Source organism: Bradyrhizobium sp. 138 (genome assembly GCF_023074075.1).
In the GTDB taxonomy this organism is placed as follows: domain Bacteria; phylum Pseudomonadota; class Alphaproteobacteria; order Rhizobiales; family Xanthobacteraceae; genus Bradyrhizobium.
Genome location: NZ_JADPKT010000089.1, coordinates 29943 through 49532, shown reverse-complemented (window position 1 = coordinate 49532; position 19590 = coordinate 29943). Strand labels below are relative to the sequence as shown.

14 protein-coding genes and 2 pseudogenes are annotated in these 19590 nt (G+C 58.1%); 2 read left to right on the top strand and 14 right to left on the bottom strand.

What is annotated here, in order from left to right; genetic code table 11:
• Nucleotides 1–6: 6 nt before the first annotated feature.
• From IVA79_RS31175 to IVA79_RS31135, 9 genes are all read right to left on the bottom strand, one after another.
• Nucleotides 7–846, bottom strand: a complete 840-nt coding sequence (locus tag IVA79_RS31175) for an amino acid ABC transporter ATP-binding protein (protein ID WP_247560348.1) — start codon at nucleotides 844–846, stop codon at nucleotides 7–9.
• Nucleotides 846–1499, bottom strand: coding sequence for an amino acid ABC transporter permease (locus tag IVA79_RS31170; RefSeq protein ID WP_247560335.1), 654 nt, complete (start codon nucleotides 1497–1499; stop codon nucleotides 846–848). The genes IVA79_RS31175 and IVA79_RS31170 overlap by 1 nt, the downstream gene beginning before the upstream one ends.
• An 11-nt stretch (nucleotides 1500–1510) precedes the next feature.
• Entirely contained in the window at nucleotides 1511–2482 is a 972-nt protein-coding gene (locus IVA79_RS31165) for a proline racemase family protein (RefSeq protein ID WP_256465672.1), read from the bottom strand.
• A gap of 4 nt (nucleotides 2483–2486) precedes the next feature.
• Entirely contained in the window at nucleotides 2487–3329 is an 843-nt protein-coding gene (locus tag IVA79_RS31160; RefSeq protein WP_247560331.1) for a transporter substrate-binding domain-containing protein, read from the bottom strand.
• A gap of 216 nt (nucleotides 3330–3545) precedes the next feature.
• Nucleotides 3546–4781, bottom strand: coding sequence for an FAD-binding oxidoreductase (locus tag IVA79_RS31155; protein WP_247560329.1), 1236 nt, complete (start codon nucleotides 4779–4781; stop codon nucleotides 3546–3548).
• 715 nt (nucleotides 4782–5496) lie between these two features.
• Nucleotides 5497–5952: a tautomerase family protein gene (locus tag IVA79_RS31150; protein WP_247560327.1), complete on the bottom strand. Its 456-nt coding sequence runs from the start codon at nucleotides 5950–5952 to the stop codon at nucleotides 5497–5499.
• Between the two features lie 37 nt (nucleotides 5953–5989).
• Nucleotides 5990–6550: a cupin domain-containing protein gene (locus tag IVA79_RS31145; RefSeq protein ID WP_247560325.1), complete on the bottom strand. Its 561-nt coding sequence runs from the start codon at nucleotides 6548–6550 to the stop codon at nucleotides 5990–5992.
• Nucleotides 6551–6939: 389 nt separating this feature from the next.
• A complete protein-coding gene (locus IVA79_RS31140; RefSeq protein ID WP_247560323.1) occupies nucleotides 6940–8364 on the bottom strand; it encodes an amidase in 1425 nt (474 codons plus the stop codon).
• Nucleotides 8365–8518: 154 nt separating this feature from the next.
• Nucleotides 8519–9763 carry a RidA family protein gene (locus IVA79_RS31135; RefSeq protein ID WP_247560321.1) on the bottom strand — a complete coding sequence of 415 codons (1245 nt, stop codon included), beginning with the start codon at nucleotides 9761–9763 and terminating at the stop codon, nucleotides 8519–8521.
• 1288 nt (nucleotides 9764–11051) lie between these two features.
• Between IVA79_RS31135 and IVA79_RS31130 the strand changes: the two genes are divergently transcribed.
• Nucleotides 11052–12473: an amidohydrolase gene (locus IVA79_RS31130; RefSeq protein ID WP_247560319.1), complete on the top strand. Its 1422-nt coding sequence runs from the start codon at nucleotides 11052–11054 to the stop codon at nucleotides 12471–12473.
• A gap of 496 nt (nucleotides 12474–12969) precedes the next feature.
• On the opposite strand, the gene IVA79_RS31125 is transcribed toward IVA79_RS31130, so the two are convergent.
• The 3 genes from IVA79_RS31125 to IVA79_RS31115 all read right to left on the bottom strand — a co-directional run bounded on the left by IVA79_RS31125 (nucleotide 12970) and on the right by IVA79_RS31115 (nucleotide 17083).
• Nucleotides 12970–14748 carry an ABC transporter permease subunit gene (locus IVA79_RS31125; RefSeq protein ID WP_247560317.1) on the bottom strand — a complete coding sequence of 593 codons (1779 nt, stop codon included), beginning with the start codon at nucleotides 14746–14748 and terminating at the stop codon, nucleotides 12970–12972.
• Nucleotides 14749–14770: 22 nt separating this feature from the next.
• Complete coding sequence (locus IVA79_RS31120) at nucleotides 14771–15811, bottom strand: ABC transporter ATP-binding protein (RefSeq protein ID WP_247560314.1); 1041 nt, start codon at nucleotides 15809–15811, stop codon at nucleotides 14771–14773.
• Nucleotides 15812–15979: 168 nt separating this feature from the next.
• A complete protein-coding gene (locus tag IVA79_RS31115) occupies nucleotides 15980–17083 on the bottom strand; it encodes an ABC transporter substrate-binding protein (RefSeq protein WP_247560389.1) in 1104 nt (367 codons plus the stop codon).
• A gap of 241 nt (nucleotides 17084–17324) precedes the next feature.
• On the opposite strand from IVA79_RS31115, the pseudogene IVA79_RS31110 reads away from it, so the two are divergent.
• Nucleotides 17325–17625, top strand: a pseudogene (locus IVA79_RS31110) (IS701 family transposase); the annotation flags it as partial.
• A 61-nt stretch (nucleotides 17626–17686) separates the two neighbouring features.
• Here the strand turns inward: IVA79_RS31110 and IVA79_RS31105 are convergent.
• Both IVA79_RS31105 and IVA79_RS31100 read right to left on the bottom strand, forming a co-directional pair.
• A pseudogene (locus tag IVA79_RS31105) lies at nucleotides 17687–18335 on the bottom strand (IS630 family transposase); the annotation flags it as partial.
• Between the two features lie 131 nt (nucleotides 18336–18466).
• Nucleotides 18467–19246, bottom strand: coding sequence for a hypothetical protein (locus IVA79_RS31100; RefSeq protein ID WP_256465671.1), 780 nt, complete (start codon nucleotides 19244–19246; stop codon nucleotides 18467–18469).
• Between the last annotated feature and the right edge of the window lie 344 nt (nucleotides 19247–19590).

Below are 19590 nucleotides of genomic sequence, written 5' to 3'. Positions count from 1 at the left end.
TTTTCCTTAGTTGGGAGATGTGAATGAAGGTGCGGCCGGCTGCACGGCGAGAGGGCCAAGCAGACGAGCCTGTTCTGTGAAACGTCCAACAAAAGCGGCGAGCCGCGGACTGGCGGCTGACAGCAGGAGGTCACGGGGAGCACCGCTGGCAGCAACGACTCCTTGGTCCATGAAGACAACGCGATCGGCCAATTCATAGGCGAACCCGATCTCGTGGGTAACGATGACCATGGTCATTCCGTCGGCGGCGAGCTGGCGGATAGCGGCGAGTACTTCTCCCACCAGTTCCGGATCCAGCGCCGAGGTCGGTTCGTCGAAAAGCATGATGGTGGGCTGCATAGCGAGCGCCCTGGCGATGGCGACGCGCTGCTGCTGGCCGCCCGACAATTGCGAAGGGTATTTATTCCCGGCGTCGGGAAGACCCATTCGGGTGAGGAGTTCGAGCGCTCGAGCCTCGGCTTCGGCACGCGGCACCTTCTTCACCACCAGCGGGGCTTCGATAATGTTCTCGAGCGCGGTGCGGTGGGGGAATAGGTTGAAGCTCTGGAAGACCATGCCGGTCTTGATGCGCACAGCGCTGACCTGCCTGCCGGAGAGCTTCAGCCGCTCGTCACCCGCGCTGCGGAATAGAGGCGCCCCCTCGATGACGATCTCCCCCTGGTCGGGCTCCATCAACAAATTCATGCAGCGCAACAGCGAGGTTTTGCCCGAACCGCTCGCACCAATCAGGCAGACCACCTCTCCGCGATGGACATCGAGATCGACGCCGCGCAGTACATGGTTCTTCCCGTAAGACTTCTCGATGCCACGCACGCTCAGTACTACTTCGGTGGATGTTGCAATCATCACGCGGCCTCCTTGCGTTCGAACCGGCGCGAAAGAGCGCTGAGGGGAAACAGCATGAGGATGAAGACGGCGCCGATAACGGTGTAGACCTCCATCGGCCGATAGGTGAAACTGGCGATGTAGCCGGCCTGATAGAGCAGATCAGGAATAGTCAGAACCGAGAGAAGGGTCGTGTTTTTGAGCTGCATGATGGTCTGCCCCATCAGTGGCGGCACCATGCGGCGCAGTGCCTGCGGCAAGATGATCCGCTTCATGCGCTGGAAGTACCCCATGCCCAACGCGATGGCCGCGTCGGTCTGGCCATGATCGATCGACTGGACTCCGGCGCGCAGGATCTCGGCATAGAAGCCGCTCGCGTAGAACCCGAGACCCAGAACGCCCGCGGTTTCCTTGCCGATCTGGATCTGAAGAAAAATTGGCAGGGCGTAGTAGGTCCACATCAGCAACACCAGCAGCGGGATGTTGCGGAAGAACTCGACCCAGACTCGCCCGCTCCATCGCATGAGTGGCCATGGGGTGAGCTGAAGCAGCGCCACAAGAAGACCGATCGCGAGCCCGATGGCGCAGGTGTAGATCGTGTATTTCAGGGTGACCAGCAGTCCGTAGGCAAGGATGTCCCAATTCGCAAAGACAATGGACGGATCGAATTTCATGGTGCTCTCCGTCAGGTGGGAAGGAAACCTGCGGGCAGCGGGTCGTCCGCTTCCAGCACAAGGGTGGAGAATGCGCTGATATGAGCCATACCTCGCACCTCCGGAATCACGGCGGGTTTGCCGTCACTCGCCTTAGCCAAGCCCACCACTTTGGCTTCGAAGGGAACGCCGAGGATGTTCTCTGCACGGTATGAGGCGCCTATTTCCAACTGTCCGCGGGAGTGGAGTTGGGCAAGCCGAGCAGAAGTACCCGTGCCACAGGGCGAACGGTCGAACTTGTTGGCGGCCAGAATGACCAGATGGCGCGCACCACCGTCGATGGAACGATGAAATAACACGCTATCGACCTGCGGCACTCCGCTGCGACCATTGAGGGCTTGCTTGATGGAGATGCCCGCGCGGCACCATCCGGTAGCATGGTCAATATCGAAGGGAAGATCGACCTGGTCAGCGTCGACAAGCGCGTATATGATACCGCTATACGCGATGTCGCACGCTACTCTGCCGACGCCTTCGATCTCCGAAATAACGTCGGAGGCAAGAACGTAAGAGGGTACATTCCGCAACAGGACGGCAGTGAGCCGGCCAGAATCGAACGTACCGGTCACGTGGACGATACCCGCCGGCGTCTCTATGGACATGCCATTTTGCTCGAAGCCCTGCGGGAGAGCTCCCATAGCCGCCAAACTGGCGATGTAGCCGATCGTGGCATGACCGCACATGTCGGCGTAAACGTAAGAGAAGATGAAGAACAGCCCCTGGTCCGCTTCGCGGGAGGGCACGGGCACCGCCGCCGCCATGGCGGCATGCCCGCGCGGTTCATGCAGCAGAAGCGTTCTCAAACCGTCATGGTTGTTGCGGAAATCATCCCGCTGCTCGCGCACACTCTGCCCGCGCAGCGGAGGAATGCCCGCCATGACCGTTCGGGTGGGATGTCCTGCGGTGTGACTGTCGACGACAGTGAACAGACGACTCGCACGCATGGCGTCAGCAATACTTGCCGGACTGAGGAACGACTTTCATGTCGATGCCGCGATCGAGCATGTAGCGAGTGATGCGCGAGCAGGCGAGGCCGAGAGAATTCTGCTGGGACATCCAGTTGGCCAAGAAGTTGGAGAACCCCTCGTTGCCAGCTTCGCGACGGATGCCGATTGTCGCCGGGTTGCGCAGGACCGGCGTGGGCACCACGGCCTTGCCGACGCCCTTGGAGTCGAGGAGTGCGGCGTCCTGGTCGGCCACGATAATCGCATCGACCTTGCCTGACTGCAATTCCAGCACTGCCTGGTCGCGCGTCGGCACTACGACGATGGTGGAGCTGGGAATTACGGCTTCAGCGATCACCTGCATGGTGCCGCCCTTCTGCACAGCGACGCGAACTTCCTTCTTGTCCATTTCACGCCAGGTCTTTGGCGCGAAGCCGGGGCGCGCGACAAGCGCCCAGATGCCTTCAACGATGGATCCCGGCACGTAGTCGATAACGAGCCCGCGACGCGGATTGGGGTTCAGCGCTACCGCGAGATCCACCTTGCCGGCCTGGAAATCGGCAGCAAGATTGCCCCAGGTCGTCTCATAAAATTCGATCTGAACGCCAAGCAGACTGGCAATGTCCTTACCCCAGTCGACGAAGAATCCAGACCATTCGCCGGTGCGCGGATCCTTGAGGTAGCCCGGCTCCTCCGCAACCATCACCGGAAATTTGAGCTTGCCACTGGCCTTGATCCGGTCGAGCACCAGGGAGGGGTTTTCGGCTCGAGCGGGCACGGAGGCCGGCCCGCACAGCGCAACCACACCTACAACAGTCGCGATGATCGCACCTATCCAACGACTCATTGACGTCTCCTTTATTGAACTATGTCAATTTCAGAATGACATATATCATTTTAGCTGATGGGTGCAAGATAAACTTGAGCGGCCCACCGGCTTTATCGAAGCCGATGAGGCGAGCTTGAAACGGACGCGCGTCGAGACCGGATAATGGCGGCCCCCTCGATCGAACCGGGTCAACTTATAATTGAAATCACTGATTGGCCCGCAAGACTAAACCACCTATCGCACCCGATAAGGCGCGCCTGAAATTCGGGGGGCGCGACCCGCGACGAGGTCGGATATCATCGCCGCGGTCATAGGGGCCCCGCTGATGCCCATGTGGCCATGGCCAGTGGCGAACAGCACAGTCGGGTGCCTTGGATGAGGACCGATGATGGGCAAACTGTCTGGCGTTGAGGGCCTTACGCCCATCCAGTCAGTTACTTTGGCAATGGATATCTCCGGCAGCATTGCGCGGGCATATGCGTGCAGCTTTTTGGTTTGCTTTGGGTCACGCGGCGCATTGGGTACGTCGAATTCGGCGATACCTACGATTCGCAGCCCCTCGTCGAGTGGCGTGGCAACGAAGGCCGAGGCTGCATCGGTTACGGGTCGGCTGATCGCACTGGAAATACCGGGCATGGTAATGTGGTAGCCACGCTCGCTCGCCAGCGACAGAGAAATTCCGAGGGAGCGCGCCAGATCGCGGCTGGCGATACCAGCTGCGATAACCGCTATGTCGCAGTGATGGGCCCCGCTGCTGGTCTGCAGCGTTACACCTTCGGCGCCGGGCTCTATGGATTGGACCCGCGCCACCCGAAGTGAAACTCCAAGCGTGGCGGCTCGATTCATCATCCCCTCCACCAGCGCAGGGGGTGAAATGACGTGGCCACTACCTGGAAAGAAGATCCCACGCTTGTAATCCTGCGACAAGGCTGGCTCTAGCTCGTGAAGCTGCTCGGCGTTGAGGCTCTCAAACGCGACGCCATGCTTTCTCCGCAGACTTTCCACCAGCATGTCTAGGGCTGTTGGTGATTGATCGCGCCAGACGTGGAGAGCACCGCTGGGGCGGAACAGCCGTTTCCACTCAGAGTCACCGAGCATATCGCGATAGAGGGAAGCACAGGGCTGGTTCAGAGCGTGCAGGGCCGCATATACCGTCTCCCAAGACTCGAGCCGTCCGGTGCGCAGGAAACGAACGAGCCATGGAAGGGTACGGGGCAGCTCACGCGGGGCGAGGCGCACTGGGCCGTTAGTATCAGCAAACCAGCGAAGCGCACGCCACAGGACACCAGGATGAGCCATGGGAAAAGCTGATCCCGCATTGTATTGGGCTCCGTTGCCCCAGGAGCAGCCGTAACCTACCCGGCCTTCCTCTACCACGGTGACGCGGTGCCCTTCCCGGGCCAGCATGAGCGCGCAGCTTACGCCAACTACGCCGCCGCCAACGACGGCAACCGTGCGAGGTTCAGCCATGCGATATCTCCTGTCCAAGCCGACTCGCGACTGAGGCCCGTTGCGCCCGCTCATTGCCGAGATGTGGGCTAATCTTCACGGTCACTCTGACTACCCCCAGATTGATCTAGTTCATTGAGCGATATTCCGCAGATTGACATGATACAAACACAACCAATGGAGGGATTCAATGGCGTCGCGACCTCGGCTTGACCTTGTCTCAGAAATGGCCGACGCGGTGCCCCGAGGCGGAGCACGACCGGACGGCTCTCAGCGCCTGAAGTCCCACGGTTCTGGTCCGGTGAGGTTCAAGAATTACGGTCGGTAGAGTCTCAATTGGCAGGAGAGTGCGAATGAGCGTCGCGATCGATCGCAACATGGTGGTGGAGTCAGTCCTGCTCTCGTTCAGGGCTTAATGAAAGAGCCGCTTCTTCGCTGGGCGATCGAAGCGCCCCAGGCATTGAAGCCTCCGCCCAGCGGTAGAGAAACTGACCATCAAGCGGTCGCTCGCATCGGTTGCCCTCCCGAGACGAAGAATGGGTTGGACATGCGCGGATCAGTCTCCGACTGAGCAGGTTACAGGCCGCAATGCGAGCATCCCGCGTGTCAAACGGGGCGATGTGGCCATTGTGACGATCATGCAAATTCGGTTCGAAAGGAATTGGGACAAGAAGCGCGTTTTCGACATCATTGTATATTGCATAGCCCGGTTCGAAGATCCGTCCTGTTCACCAGTCTAGACATCAACCTTGAAACCCAGATCGATCTCTGATGCGGGATAGCCACCTCTGAGTCCCCAATTCTCCGCCGGCACTTCAAGCAGGATGATCTTGATTTCAGTCGCCGGAACACCGAGCCCGGAGAGATTCGTGACGAGTCCCTTATAGAGCGCGCGTTTTGCTTCAAGTGATCGGCCCGAGAACATCACCACCTCAATACGAGTGTAGTGCTCGGAACGACCGGTCGGGACGATCCGAGCGGCAGCATCGCTGATGTCGAGGACTACATCACGGTCGTATTCAGGTATCTTCAGCGCAGAGAGGAGCGCTGACTGGACGGCTTCGATAATCTTTTGCTCGGTCCCACGAGCCCAGCCGCCCGTCGTGATCCGTTTACTTGGCGTTCGGAGATTCCCCTTGAGAGACTCGGCGTCGGATGTTTCAGCCTTAAGCAGGGAGGCTAGCACCTCCACTCACAGAGCGCTGTTCGTACAAGGCGCTTCGTTCCTTTCAAAATGTTGGCGGCGAGCACGCACTCACGACCTCGCATGGCTCTCCTCCGATGCACCTAAATCGATGCGGCAGACGGCTAGAGAAATAATATGCATCACCAGGGCCAAGTACGCGCCGTTGATCTTCAACAGTGATCTCCAGGCGGCCCTTAATGATAATACCACCTTCTTCACCGGCGTGAGTGAGCCTAACCTTTCCTGTATCGGATCCCGGCGCGTATGTTTCCTTCAGGATCTGAATTGAACGACCAACCATATTGTTTCCAATCTGAAGGTAAGAAATTCCGCCTTTGCCGATTTCCGTGAGCTCTTTGCTCCTGAAGAAGATCTGCTCCCCGCCAGAGTCTTTCAGCGAAAAGAAATCGGCCACGCTAATCGGAATAGCGTCCAATATGCGTTTCAGTGCTCCCACCGATGGATTAGTCTGCCCGGTTTCAATCAATGAGATGGTTGAGTTCACCACACCGGCCCTTTTTGCAAGCGCGCGCTGCGAGAGCCGATTGCGCTCTCTGAGCTGACGGAGGCGAGCACCGATTTCTTCGTTGAGACAATCAGTCATGCTAGGATTAACGGCTCGGCAACGTGAGTTCAGAAAAATAGACTTGGCAGTGACGTCTCAAGAAGCCGGAGTTGTGGCGCCGCAATTTCTTTGGGCGGGTACGCACGAGCGCCGAGTGTTTGCGACGCCATCACCTGAGCATAGCTACCTTTAAGGCCGAAAATCTTTAATCCCGATCCAATTTTGCAGAAATTGAGCGATCATCGGGGTGCTCTCCTTGCAATCACGCGAGATTGAGAAAACTTTTGCGTAGCTTTCAACTGGCGAAATCTATTTCGCTAATCCGTGAGGCTAACGTTCGTGCTGGTGTCGCTAATTTTCTGTGCCCTGGTCCAGCTAACCTCGTTCCGGCTTAGGTTGCGAGCTTATGAGTCGACGGGAGAGGCTAGCTAGATCGCCGGCACTCGATCAAACCAAGGTTGCGCGGTCTCCAATTGTGTGGCCAGGGTTAACAATGTTGCCTCCTCCCCGTAACGGCCCGCGAAATGCACACCGATGGGCAAGCCACAGTCCGTCCAATGCAAAGGTACCGCCATCGCGGGGGTTCCGGCAGCATTGTGTAGAGGTGTGACGCCCATGTATTCGATCGTCCGATCAGCATGCAGTTTAACGTCGCCACTCATATCGAAGTATCCGACTTTCTTGGGAGGGCCGCAGGTTGCAGACAAGATCACGTCATATTTTGCGAAGAAATCTGCTAGCTTCCGGCCGGCCGCATGAGCCACCGCGATGGCCTCGACATAGTCAACCGCGGTGATACCGAGCGCGCGCTGGTAAGCCGCCCATGTGACGGGTTCGAGATCATTGGGACTTGGCTCTCGACCGAGAGCTTTCCAGCGAGCGTTGCAAACGCGTGCAATATTTGCGGCCGAGATTCTGCGGTTCATGGGGTAGAGCTCGGCGAGGTCGATTTTGGGACTGTCTTCCTCGATGACATGTCCTAAATCGGCGCAAAGCTTTGCAGCGTTTTCAACGGCTTTATGGCAGTCGGGATCGAGCTTGGCGTCTCGATGATCCTTTAGCATGAGCGCGATCTTGAGCTTGGGCGCTCTTCGCTTAGTGGCGCTCAGGAAGCTGCCTTGGGGCACCGGTACTGTGTAGGGATCGCCAGGCTCAGAGCCTGCTGTGCAATCGAGTATAAGGGCAGAATCGCTCACGCTTCGGCTAATCACGTGGATCGTCGAGAGACCACCCCAGCCCTCGCCAGCATCTGGCGCCATTGAGACGCGTCCTCGCGAGGGCTTGAGGCCGAAAAGGCCGCAGTGTGCCGCCGGCATCCGAATAGAGCCGCCGCCGTCTGTCGCGTGCGCAACAGGCAGAATCCCCGCTGAAACTGCCGCCGCCGCTCCACCAGAGGACCCGCCGGTAGAAAACTCAAGATTCCAAGGATTGCGGCAAGGTCCATACAGACGCGGTTCGGTGCTGGGATTAATCCCGAACTCGGGTGTGGAGCTGCGCCCGATGATGACTAACCCGGCTTGCTTGCAGCGCTTTACATATGCCGAATCATGATCAGCAACAAAATCTTTGAATAACGCACTACAGATTGTCGCCGGTTCGCCGTTCTGGAACGTGCCTAGGCCCAAGTCCTTGATCAGATACGGTACCCCCCTCAGCGGAGCTTCGGCAGGCGCTGCGCTAAGAGCTTTGCGTCCTTGCTCATATTGCTTGTGCACGATCGCATTGATGAGTGGGTTGACCTGCTCGGCTCGGTCAATGGCGGCGTTCAGCACTTCCTCCGCACTGATCCTTCGCTTCCTAACGAGCTCCGCTAAACCAATCGCGTCATATCGACGGTATTCCTCAAACTTCATGGTTCGAATGTCCTGTCTTAACTGCGGTGTCGCACTTGTGTGAAGCTCCATTTGTGGATTTGATGGAGTCAGCTTCCGACAATGCCAATGCGGTCCGGCGAGATTCCTCGTGGTACCTTTGAGCTGTGCGCAAAGGCTATCGCGCGAAGCGTTCTCAACCCTGTGCCACACCCCAAATCTCGAGTCTCGTTTCCTGAGTGTGCAGCGCGGGAGTTGGGACGACCGTCAAGGGTGGAAGCGCCCCAGGTATGCAATCGGCGAGGGTCTTTAGGAAGGCGGCCGTCTCGGCCTCGCTTCCGGTCGAGGTGAAGTAGCAGACCAACAGCTTCAGATCTGCAAGCGTGCGGCCAAACGGACGTAGCAGGTCCTCGAGCAAGCTCATGACGACAGCGGTCTGGGGTGTGAGCTGGCCCTCCGCAACGCGCAGGCCGGAGTTGACGTAGGGGCGGCAGGCGCACTGGCCACCCAGCCACACTACGTTGCGCAGCCTGATGGCTTGTCGATAGGGCAAAGGAATCGGCCAGTCCCAAACGCGCTCAGGCCAATGATCCTCACGCGGAATGTATTTGTCGAACCCGCTTCGCAGCGTGCGCATGCCCATGAGTTCGATTTTGATTAGGGCTCCCTTCGGGTTGAGTCGGTGACAAGGCACCACGGTCGCTACCGGTCCTGGGTCGCGGAAGTGGTTCGCCCGAGCCTTGGCCAGCGGCATCCAATCTGCGCGCGTGCTACCGAAGTAATAACCTTCCATCTTGACGCTGTCCTGCGTAGAAGCACCGAGGCCAGCCAGCGTCTCCTCGTGCCGCTCCATGATGAAGTGTGTCTGACCCACACCGTCGTCCGGATGGTGCACCACACCATCGGCGTCCTCCGCCGTGCGGTTGGCCACCGCGATGAACTCGCCAGCGCGCAGACCTGCGGTGACGGTGCGGTCACCGAAGAGTGCCTGTTTGGGATGCGGCACACGGCGCGGCACCACACGTAAGTCGGCATGCTTGCGCCAACCACGCTGGGCAATGGCCTGGATCTGGATCGTCTGACCGCCAAACGGCTGGAATGGGTCTGGCACGGTGCTGATCACAGGCATGGGGTCCTTCCCGAAGAACCGAGCTAGCGCTGCAATGACGTCCCAGTCGTCGCGATCCGCGGTGAAATGCGCCTTCAACCGCACTATGTCGTCAAGCGTGCAGTTTTCAATATCGAGCGCGTCTTTTACGTTCGCCATCGCACCTTCAATCTGCTTGTCGAGATCGCCTGGATTGCGAATTCGCCCCGCTGCATCCAAGTCGCCCGCGCCGCCGACGAAGCTCAACGCGCCTGCGCTGGCGCACAGAAGGTGCGTCTTTGCAATTGGCAGATTCCAGATGAGCGGCGCCGTCATCTCCACTTTATCCTCCAAGTGTCGCCCTCCGATATTTTGTAGCAAGGCTAGGCTCGCCTCATGCAGACTTGCGCGAGGTTATCGTCGCCCTCGTCCTTGAAAAGACGTTTTCTTAGATCCTGTAACCTGTTGAATTGTATGGGCCGCGTTTTATAAATCGAACATCGTAATCATTTAGCCCGCGCTTTGCGCAAGACCTAGCGACCCAGCGAACAGCTGCGAACTTCGGGACACGGCTCCGCGGGAAACCGAACAGTCGATCACTGATGAACTTGGTTGACCGCGGCTGCACACTGCGCTTGGCGTTTTGTCAGCTCGAGCAGAGTGAACTTAACCTGTTGATCCCGCAGCCTTGGCGGAACCGATTGCGGCTGTCGACGCACTCAATAGCAAATAGCAGTAAACTAACTCGCCGTGCCGGATTTCCCTGAGGACCTTTGGCGCAAGATGCGCTCGAATATCCAGCGAAGTTGGAGAGCACGGTTCGGCGACCTCATCCGCACCGGTGCAGCGATCGCAGAGATCCCTAATCATTCATTGACGGTCCCCATTCTGCCCCATCGTGTCGCCGCTTGTAGCTTCTACTGGTACGAATAGTTCGCATCGTCCTCAATGTCCGCATGGGCGAGATCCGTCTACCCGAGCGGCTGAGCTTTTCGAGAGGACTGCACCCCTGCCGCGGGAGCTATTCTCGCAGATACCGCCCAAATACAAACTTACCAAGGCGATCCTTGCCAGTCTCCAAATCTGCACCGCCTGTTTTCAATTTTTGCTTGCTTTCATGGGGGAAGCCTCTCGCTGTAGGCTTTTCAGCAGTTCATGACCTGCAAGGCCTTCTTAATGACAGACGCGGCCTCCGTCGGCGCGATTTCACCAGAGCGTTTGCGCTTTCTCACTCGACGCTGACTGACAATCTTCTGGTCACGTCGGCGCGTTTCCCCGATGTTGCAGCTATCCATTTCCTGGGCACTTCGATCTCCTACCGCGACTTTCATAGAAAAGTGGAGCGCCTGGCCGGGAAGCACGGGAACCTAAAGCGCGGACCGCGTCGCATTAGCGCATTTCGGCGCTGCAAGCGGTCTCTGAGCGGCAATTCTCTATCTTCCGAAGCACATTTGCTGGCGATTGTCGCTGCACATCGTCCATGTTCCTGGGCATGGATTCCGCGAATCGAGGAAGTTAAGGTCGGAGACCAATTCGGCGCCTCCCCTTCAAGCTCCCAGGGCGGAGATCAACGCTGGCCTGTTCTCTTCGCGGAATTGCTAACGCCGAACACGTTATCCTGATCTGAAGCGAGGAGGATTTAATGCTGAAGAATACGAAGCCAGTTTGGGATCGCGTCGAGGCTCACAAATCCAAATTTTGCGGTCTGAGCGATCGAGTTTGGGACAGGCCCGAAGAGAACTATCAGGAATTCTTCGCCTTCACCGAACATCGGCAGGCGCTCGTCTCGGAGGGCTTTACAGTATCCGAAGCAGTGGCCGAAATTCCAACGGCGGTCATGGGCGAAGCGGGTGAAGGCGGCCCCGTTATTGCGATCCTTGGTGAATACGATGCGCTACCCGGGTTGAGCCAGGAAGCCGGTCTTGCGGAGCAGCGCCCTCTCGTTTCCGGAGGTTCCGGCCACGGCTGTGGCCACAACATGCTGGGCGCGGCCTCCCTCTTAGCTGCCGTGGCGTTGAAGGACTGGTTGGCTCAGGCCGGGCTGCCTGGGCGAGTGCGATATTACGGGTGCCCAGCGGAAGAGGGCGGATCCGGCAAAAGCTTCCTGGTCCGCGGCGGTGCGTTTGATGACGTCGATATCGCGATTTCCTGGCACCCCTCGGCCTTCACAGGAGTTTGGCCTGCGGCTTCACTCGCCTGCGTGGAAATGGAATTCACGTTTCATGGCCGTGCCGCACATGCTGCTGTGGCGCCGCACCTTGGGCGTAGCGCGCTTGACGCGGTGGAGCTTATGAGCGTGGGCGTGAACTACATGCGCGAGCATATGCCCTCTTCGGCCCGTGTCCATTATGCCCTTGTTAATGGCGGCGGTGTTGCGCCAAACGTGGTGCAGCCGCGCGCTGTGGTGCGTCATCTCGTTCGGGCGCTAAAACTTGACGAAATGTGGGGCCTGGTCGAACGGGTCAAGAAGATCGCCGAGGGCGCGGCCCTCATGACCGAGACCAGGGTAGACGTGAAACAGCTATCTGGCGAGGCAAACCTCGTTGGCAATGCCCCATTGGAAGAAGCAATGCAAACGAATCTGGAGCTGCTGGGTGGGGTCGGCTTCGACAGTTTCGATATGGAGTTTGCACGGCAGATCCAGACCACCCTCTCGCGGGATGACATCCTCACGGCCTACGGCCGGCACGGCCTGCAAGTCGGCTCAGAGCCACTGAGCGAGCAAGTCTATCCGTTGAACGGCCCACGCGCGAATTCCATGGGCTCTACGGATGTAGGAACGGTCAGCTGGGTTGTGCCGACGGTGCAGTGTCTGGTTTCCTGCTATGCGGTCGGAACGCCAGGGCATTCGTGGCAGCTGGTTGCGCAAGGCAAATCCTCTGCTGCGCACAAGGGAATTGCCTTCGCCGCAAAGGCTATGGCCGGCCTCGCCGCCGACGTCCTTTCGGATCCTGCTCTCCTGGCGGCGGCAAAGGATACCCTTCAGAAATACCGCAAGGATAACGACTTCAAAAATCCCATTGGGCCAGAAGCCGAACCGCCGCTTTCTATGGCGGCCAAATGAAGTGAACTTTGAAAAGCGTCCCGAAGGCCGCGAGGTGATGATCGCTGCGGACGACATGCCGACGTCCGACCTCACTCGAGCACCGCGTCTCGCCGCCTTCACCGGTCGACAACCGTCCGACAGGCAGTCCAGTTGCTTTGCCTATTTGACTCGTGCGTCGCAGCAAGTCGTCAGAAAAGATGGTAGCGCACGTTCGTACGCATATAGCACGAGAAAGTGACCTACCCTTGCTCTGAACTCATGGGTTCGTGACACGGCTCGAGACCGACACTGCTCAGGCGTGCTCGGTTATAGCTGCTGAGATACAACCGAGCGGCGCTCCCCTCCGTGAACCTCGGCTACCGACTGTGCCAGTCCCCTTCGAAGGGGGCGGCCATATCAGGAGCCGATATGCATTACCGCGCCCGCCCGCCGAAAATGGCTCGTCCTAGTGGCTGGCTTGGCTGCTTACCTACCGGTCAGGCCGCTGCTTCCGACGTTTCCTCAGGCATACGGCTCAGCTTACGGCGTCTGGAAGCACGTTTTGGGCTCGCGGCCTCGGCCGCCAGCCCGTCACGTACAGGACAAGCAGCCAGAGCAAAGGCAAAAGTATCAGCAGCGATGCCACAGCCGCGATTGTCGGATCGATCTGATTGCGTATGTTCTCCCACATCTTCAGCGGCAGGGTGCGAACCGAGAATCCGCTGACCAGCGATGTTTTGACGACCTCATCAAAGGAGTGGATAAACGCAAATAGAGCTCCGCCCATGACACCGGGTCGGATGAGCGGCAATGTCACCCTCCTGAAGGTCTGGAGAGGTCCAGCCCGCATGCTTTTCGCTGCCTGCTCGAGCCTACGGTCGAAATTGGCCAGCGTAGCTGAAACGATCACCACTACATAAGCAATGGCGCCGATGCTGTGGGTCAGGATAATCCCCGTCTTGGTACCGATCAGTCCGAGATTGAGCAGCCCAAAATAAGCAGCAATGCCGACAACAATACTAGGAAAAGTGATCGGCGCGAGTATGATCAAAGTCAGAAAACTGCGCAGCCGCGGAAAGGTGCGGTTAAGTCCGTATGCGGCGAGCGTCCCGACGATGGTCGACAGGACAGCGACCGCCACTCCAATCTGGATGCTCATCCAGGCTGCGCCGGTCCAGGAAGGATCACCGAAGAAGGAACTGTACCATTTCAGCGAGAGGGTAGAAGGCGGGAATTCCAGGAACTCCCCGCCACTGAACGACATGATGATGACTACAACGCTCGGAAACAGCAAGTAGAGCATGACGAGCAGGACGAACAACGTACCGAGGGTCGTCCACAAGCCGCTGCTGCCGCCAGCTTGGTAGAGCTTAGCCGTCCAGCGCTTCGCCCGATATGGACTCGCAAGCTCATTAAGATCCCGTGTCAAAGCACGGAATGAAGGCAGACCGCTGCGCCAGGATTTTCGCGCTAGCCGCGTCCCGTGGGTCTTCGTATCAGCAAGGTCGAGTCCAAGAACAGAGAGCATCACTGCGGCGATGCCGAGGAGGATAAAAGCCGAAGCTGCGGTTTGCGCCATATTGAAGGAACTTGCCACTTGCGCAGCGATGAGGGTCGATAGCATGGCGTCGCGTAGCCCGCCGAGGGCGGCAGGCGTGATGTAGAAGCCGAGGCAGAACACGAAGACGAGCAACAGGCCGCTGCGAAGTCCGGGCAGGCTGAGCGGGAGGAACACACGCCAGAAGGCGGCAAAAGGGGGTGCGCCCATGCTGCGAGCAGCCGCCACTAATGATTTATCGATGCCCATCATGACGCTGACCAACGGCAGAATCATCACCGGCAGCATTATATGGACCATTCCGATATAGACAGCCATTCGGCTGTAGATGAGCGACAGCGGGCTAGAGATCAACCCTGTGCTGAGCAGCAGGTTGTTAATCAATCCGCTGTCGCCGAGTATCACTATCCACGCATAGGTGCGCACCAAAAGACTCGTCAGATAGGGGATGATAACGAGCACGAGCAGAACCATACGCACGCGCTTCGAAGCGGCCGTAATCAGATAGGCCATGGGATAGCCGATGATCAAGCAAATGGCCGTCGCTACTACGCTGACCTGAATGGTTTGGAATAGTACGCGCACGTTTGCCGGCTGGCGCAAAAACGCTTGATAGTTGCTGAGTGATAACGCCGGCGCATTAACGCTGGTCAGGAAGAGCAGAACGATCGGTAAACCGAAAACAACTAGCAGGATCGTAAGCGCTGGTACCGTGAGCCCGATAGGCATTCGCCCGAGTTTCTGAAGCGTCTGCATGTGCCTTGAACCTCCCAGCGCCTCACGCCGCAACGAAGCGGATATCGGAGCTCAACCACTCGAGCCGAACTTCGTCGCCAGGTCGGAAGATGTCCTGTCCCGAAGCAACATGCTCGCGCACCATGAGCAAACTATTCCCAACGCGCACACGGTATTTGCGCAAAGGACCAGCATAGATCATGTCGTCTACCGTGCCGGTGACGGACTGGCGCTGGCCTGCATCGGCACGTTTGGTTTTGTCGGCAGGAAACACGCAGATACGTTCCGGTCGGATCATGGCGAACGTGCCAGGCGGCTGAGTTGCAACGAGTTCGCGGTCAAAACCAAGATTTTCGAGAATGTTGGCTTCGCCGAGAAAACTGGCCACAAAACGGTTTGCTGGTCGATCATACAGCGCTTCCGGTGTGTCCGTCTGCTCGATCCGGCCTTCTCTCATGACGACGATCCGGTCTGACAGCGTCAGTGCCTCCTCCTGATCGTGCGTTACGCAAACGGTGGTGATGCCAAAATCCTTGTGCAGGCTCTTGATCTCGACCTGCATCTGTTCGCGAAGATTGCGATCAAGCGCCCCGAGCGGCTCGTCGAGCAGAAGGACCGGTGGATCGGCGATCAGTGCGCGGGCAAGCGCAACGCGCTGCTGCTGGCCACCACTTAGCTGCGACGGCATGCGGTCGCAGAAATCGCTGAGATGCACACGCTCGAGGATGCGATCGACCCGCGCTGTCCTCTCGGTCGCCTTGATGCCGCGCATTTCCAGCGGAAATTCCAGATTTCTTCGCACCGTGAGGTGTGGAAAAAGCGCATAGCTCTGGAAGACGATGCCTTGGTCGCGCCGGTATGAAGGCACTGCGGCGACGGATTTTCCGGCAATCAGAATATCCCCCTTCGTTGGCGCCTCGAAGCCGGCGAGCAGCATCAATGTCGTCGTCTTGCCTGAGCCGCTTGGACCGAGAATGGTCAAGAACTCCCCGCGATGAACCGTCAGCGAAAGATCCCTGACAGCGGCAACGGGGCCGTACATCTTCGTGACGCGGTGAAATTCAATTTGCGTCGCCTGAATCAAGCTTTTCTCCAACACTTCATCCTCGGCAACTGGGAGTGGACTTGTGACACGCACAGTTAGCAAATTGTGCTCCAAAGTAGTCCGATTGTATATCTAGCCGGACCGGCGCACCCGATGTGAGGAACCTGGCGCGCTGTCCGGCTTACTCACTCATGAATAATGGTCATATCAGAGCAGAACCCACTCGTTCCAGCGCTGACGGAGCTGCTCGCCGTTTGTCAGGCCACCGGCGCCGATCTCGCTGTACCACTTCGCATTCCAGGGAAGGCTGATCGCCATGTAGTCGGGATGGCTGGCTAGTTTGCGCGCTACTTTCTCGGGGATCAGCTTGAAGGCATTACGATTAGTTGGGCCGTAATTCATCAGCTGGGCGAAGACGGCTTGGCGGTCAGCACGGGTGGCGAACTCAATGAACTTTTGCGCGTTCGCGGCATTCGGACTACCCTTCGGGATCGCCCAGTAATCCCATCTCAGCTTCGCCTGATTTCGATTGATCTCGAGCGGCGCGCCCTGGTTGATCAACTGGCTAGCCCGGCCATCAAAGGCATTCACAAGGTCAGCTGTCTTGTCGTGCATGATTTGCTGGATCTCGGACCCCACACCCCACCATTTGCGGGTATGCGGCTTTATCTTGTCCAAGCTCTTGAAAATGCGGTCGATGTCCATGGGATAGACCGCATTCAAAGGAACGCCGTCCGCCATCAAAGCTTCCTCCCAAGGGCCCTCAACGCCGCGCTGGCCGGTCGGCAGCACGCGGACGCCAGGAAACCTCTTCACGTCCCAGAACTCGGCCCAAGTCGTGGGCCGCGGCTTGCCAGCGGGAAACTTCTCCGTGTTGTAGACCATCACGTTCGCATACATGAGCGACCCGACGGCGAACGGTTCTTTGGCGAAGTCAAGGATGCCATCGAGCTCATCCTTTTTGTAGATGGAGTAATCAATCTGTTCGAGCTGGCCTCTTGGGCCTGCGATGGCAACCGAAGGCGCGCCCAGGTTGATCACGTCGAGGGTGACGTTTTTTGTGGTCACCATCAGTTCAAGCTGCGCTATCGTCGAATCGTCGGTGATTGGATTCACCTTGATTCCCGTTTCAGCTTGAAATGGTTTTACATACGCTTCGATGTTCGCCTTTCCCCATTCACCTCCGCCCACGGATACCCGTAGCTCATTGGAGGCCGCCCAAGAGCGGCCGGTGATAGAATTTAGTGTCCCCAGCATGAGGACGGACGAACTCGCCTGCACGAGGCGCCTGCGATTGATGGAAGAACTCATCATTCCCTCTCCAGCGTTCACTTGTCTCTCCTTCAGGTGACTTTTCTTGTTATTTCGAAATGAAAGTATTTGGTCCCGAAGGTGGGATTCTGCAAAGAATCGAGGTAATTCGCAACAATCCTGCATAATCGCCCGAGCAAAGGGACTTTTTTTGCGCCGGCGTCCCTTTTGCGTCTGGAAGAGCAATGGATCGAGCGGGGCGCTCTCGCCGAAAGTTGGCGACCTGCGTGGACGGATCTGCACATTGGCCGCCACTATCAAGGCACGATGGATTTGAGATCAGGCGCATCAGCAGAAGGAGGAGCTTGGACCTCATCACTTCGAAGGGCGATCATGGCAAGGTTCTTCATCGTCACATCCTAATGATTATGATTGCTTACGCCCTCCTGCAACGCCGTTCGCCTCGCACACGCGGCGCGGAAAAAATAATCAAAGGGGTCTCCGCCTCAACCGACCATGCCCGCAGTACGTCACGCCATCGTCGATCTCCTCCTTCGGCCGCTTTCTCAACATTGCCCATACTGCCGAAAACAAATCCTTGAAAAAACTAGCGCAAGTAGATTCTGCCAAAGTAGCGTCAGGTTCGACAGCCTGAATTTTGAGGTAGTTGGCACATTCTTCGGGGGTGAAGGTGTCCAGCGCGCGGCCGATGGCGGCGCAGACTGCGTCGACGGTTCGCCCGGAGCGTTGCTTGAGCTTGGCAACGACCTGTTCAATCGGGTTCAGATCGGGCGAGTATTTTGGCACGAAGAAGAGCCCGGCGCCGACCGAGCGGATGAGGTGGCGAACTGCCTTGCTCCTGTGGCTGCCGAGGTTGTCCAGGATGACGATGTCGCCGGGTCGAAGGACGGGGCGGGAGAACCTTCTCGACATAGGTGCGAAAGCTCACGCCATCGATCGGCCCTGCGATGACCCGTGGCGCATCGATCGGTCATAGCGCAAGGCCGCCAGGAAGGTCATGCTCTTCCAGCGGCATGAGGAGCCTTGGCGTGAACTCCATGTCCGCGCAGGCCCCCGCAAGGGCGGCATATCAGTCCTGGTCCAGATCTCGTCGGTGAAGACCCGCCGCTCAGCTTCGACGCTATCCTGGTACTTGTCCACTGGGCTCGTCGCCTCGCGACCTCGGATCGATCGCGTTCGCAGCCGCCACGCTTTTTTTGAAGCTGAGCTTCTCGGCATGCCCGAGGTCCCACACCGAGTGGTAGTCGAGCTTCAGGCCGCGACGGGCGAGCTCAGCAACGAAACCACGTAAATCGCCGTCCCTGATCCGCACGGACAGCCAGGCTGCGTGGTCTCCCGAAACCGCCTTTCGGCTTGTGGCTCCCATCTGGCCAAGCTCAACCCTGCCGTCTTTCGACCCGCTGCCTCTGACTCCATCCCGCTTTAGCCTATGCCGGTGAAAGGCCTACGTATCAAGCCACGAATAAAGAACTCCACCATAGAGGTAAAGTCGAAGACCGGAATGCCGGTAGCCTGTTGGACCGCCGCTGAGTAGGGCGGCAGCTCTGAGCATTCGAGGAGCAACGTCCCAATATCCGGGCGCGTCTCAAGCAGTGTCACCGCAGCCTCAACTGTTTCGCTCTCGACCGCGGCCATATCCAGATCGCCGTTGCACGACAACCAGGCTGCAGCAAAAGCGGGAGCATCCTCGAGTCCCGAAACCACAACTCGTTCAGAATTCGTGCGCAGCCCTGCCAGCTCCACCAAGTCCGGAGAGAGAGAGGATGCTTTTGCGGTGATGATGCCTAGTGCCTTGCCCCGGGGCAGCAGCCTTTCGAGGAAAGGACCGAGGAGCAGGCTGGACAGGAGAACCGGCACATCGACCGCACGTCGAACCGCCTCTTGGTAGCGAATCATGAACCCGCAGTTGGACGTGATCAATTGAGCACCTTCGTCTGCAAGTTCGGCCGCGGCGCGCGCAACGATCTCCGCTACATCGCCAACTTCAGGCCCAAGAATTCTGCTGAAGTTGAGACCGGGCATCGTTTTGTATCGCACAGGGACACTCCAAGTGCTGGCGTTCCCGACGCTTCCCGGAATGAATGGCCGGTCAAAGGAGTCGCGGGGACGCTCGAACATCAGAATGCCCACAGGCGCCCCGTAGTATGTCGGCTTTGGCTTCGGGGACGCGAAGTGCTGGTTAGCTCGAGCAGGAGCGGTCATCTGTGGCAGATCCCTTTCGCAGTAGGACGTCTGGGCAGCGGCAATGGTCGCTCAAAGCAATTCACTCGAAGCTCGCCATTAGCTCTTGAATGTCCTACGGGCGCTTCGACGCCTGATAACTGCAAAGACGAGCGACAAACTAGAGAAATACTGCTAACCATAAGTATTTTGCAACCGGCATCGTCATTTCTTGCTCCGCGATAGAATGGTCCAAGAACCTGAACTTTTTCAGCGCTTGGAATGTCGAATGTGTTGGATGCAAAAGAAATCCAGGCGCCAGAGAATGAATAGGCGCGTTCTGCGAAGATGGCTGAGCTGCTGGTCTCTGGTGCCCTTGAAAACAG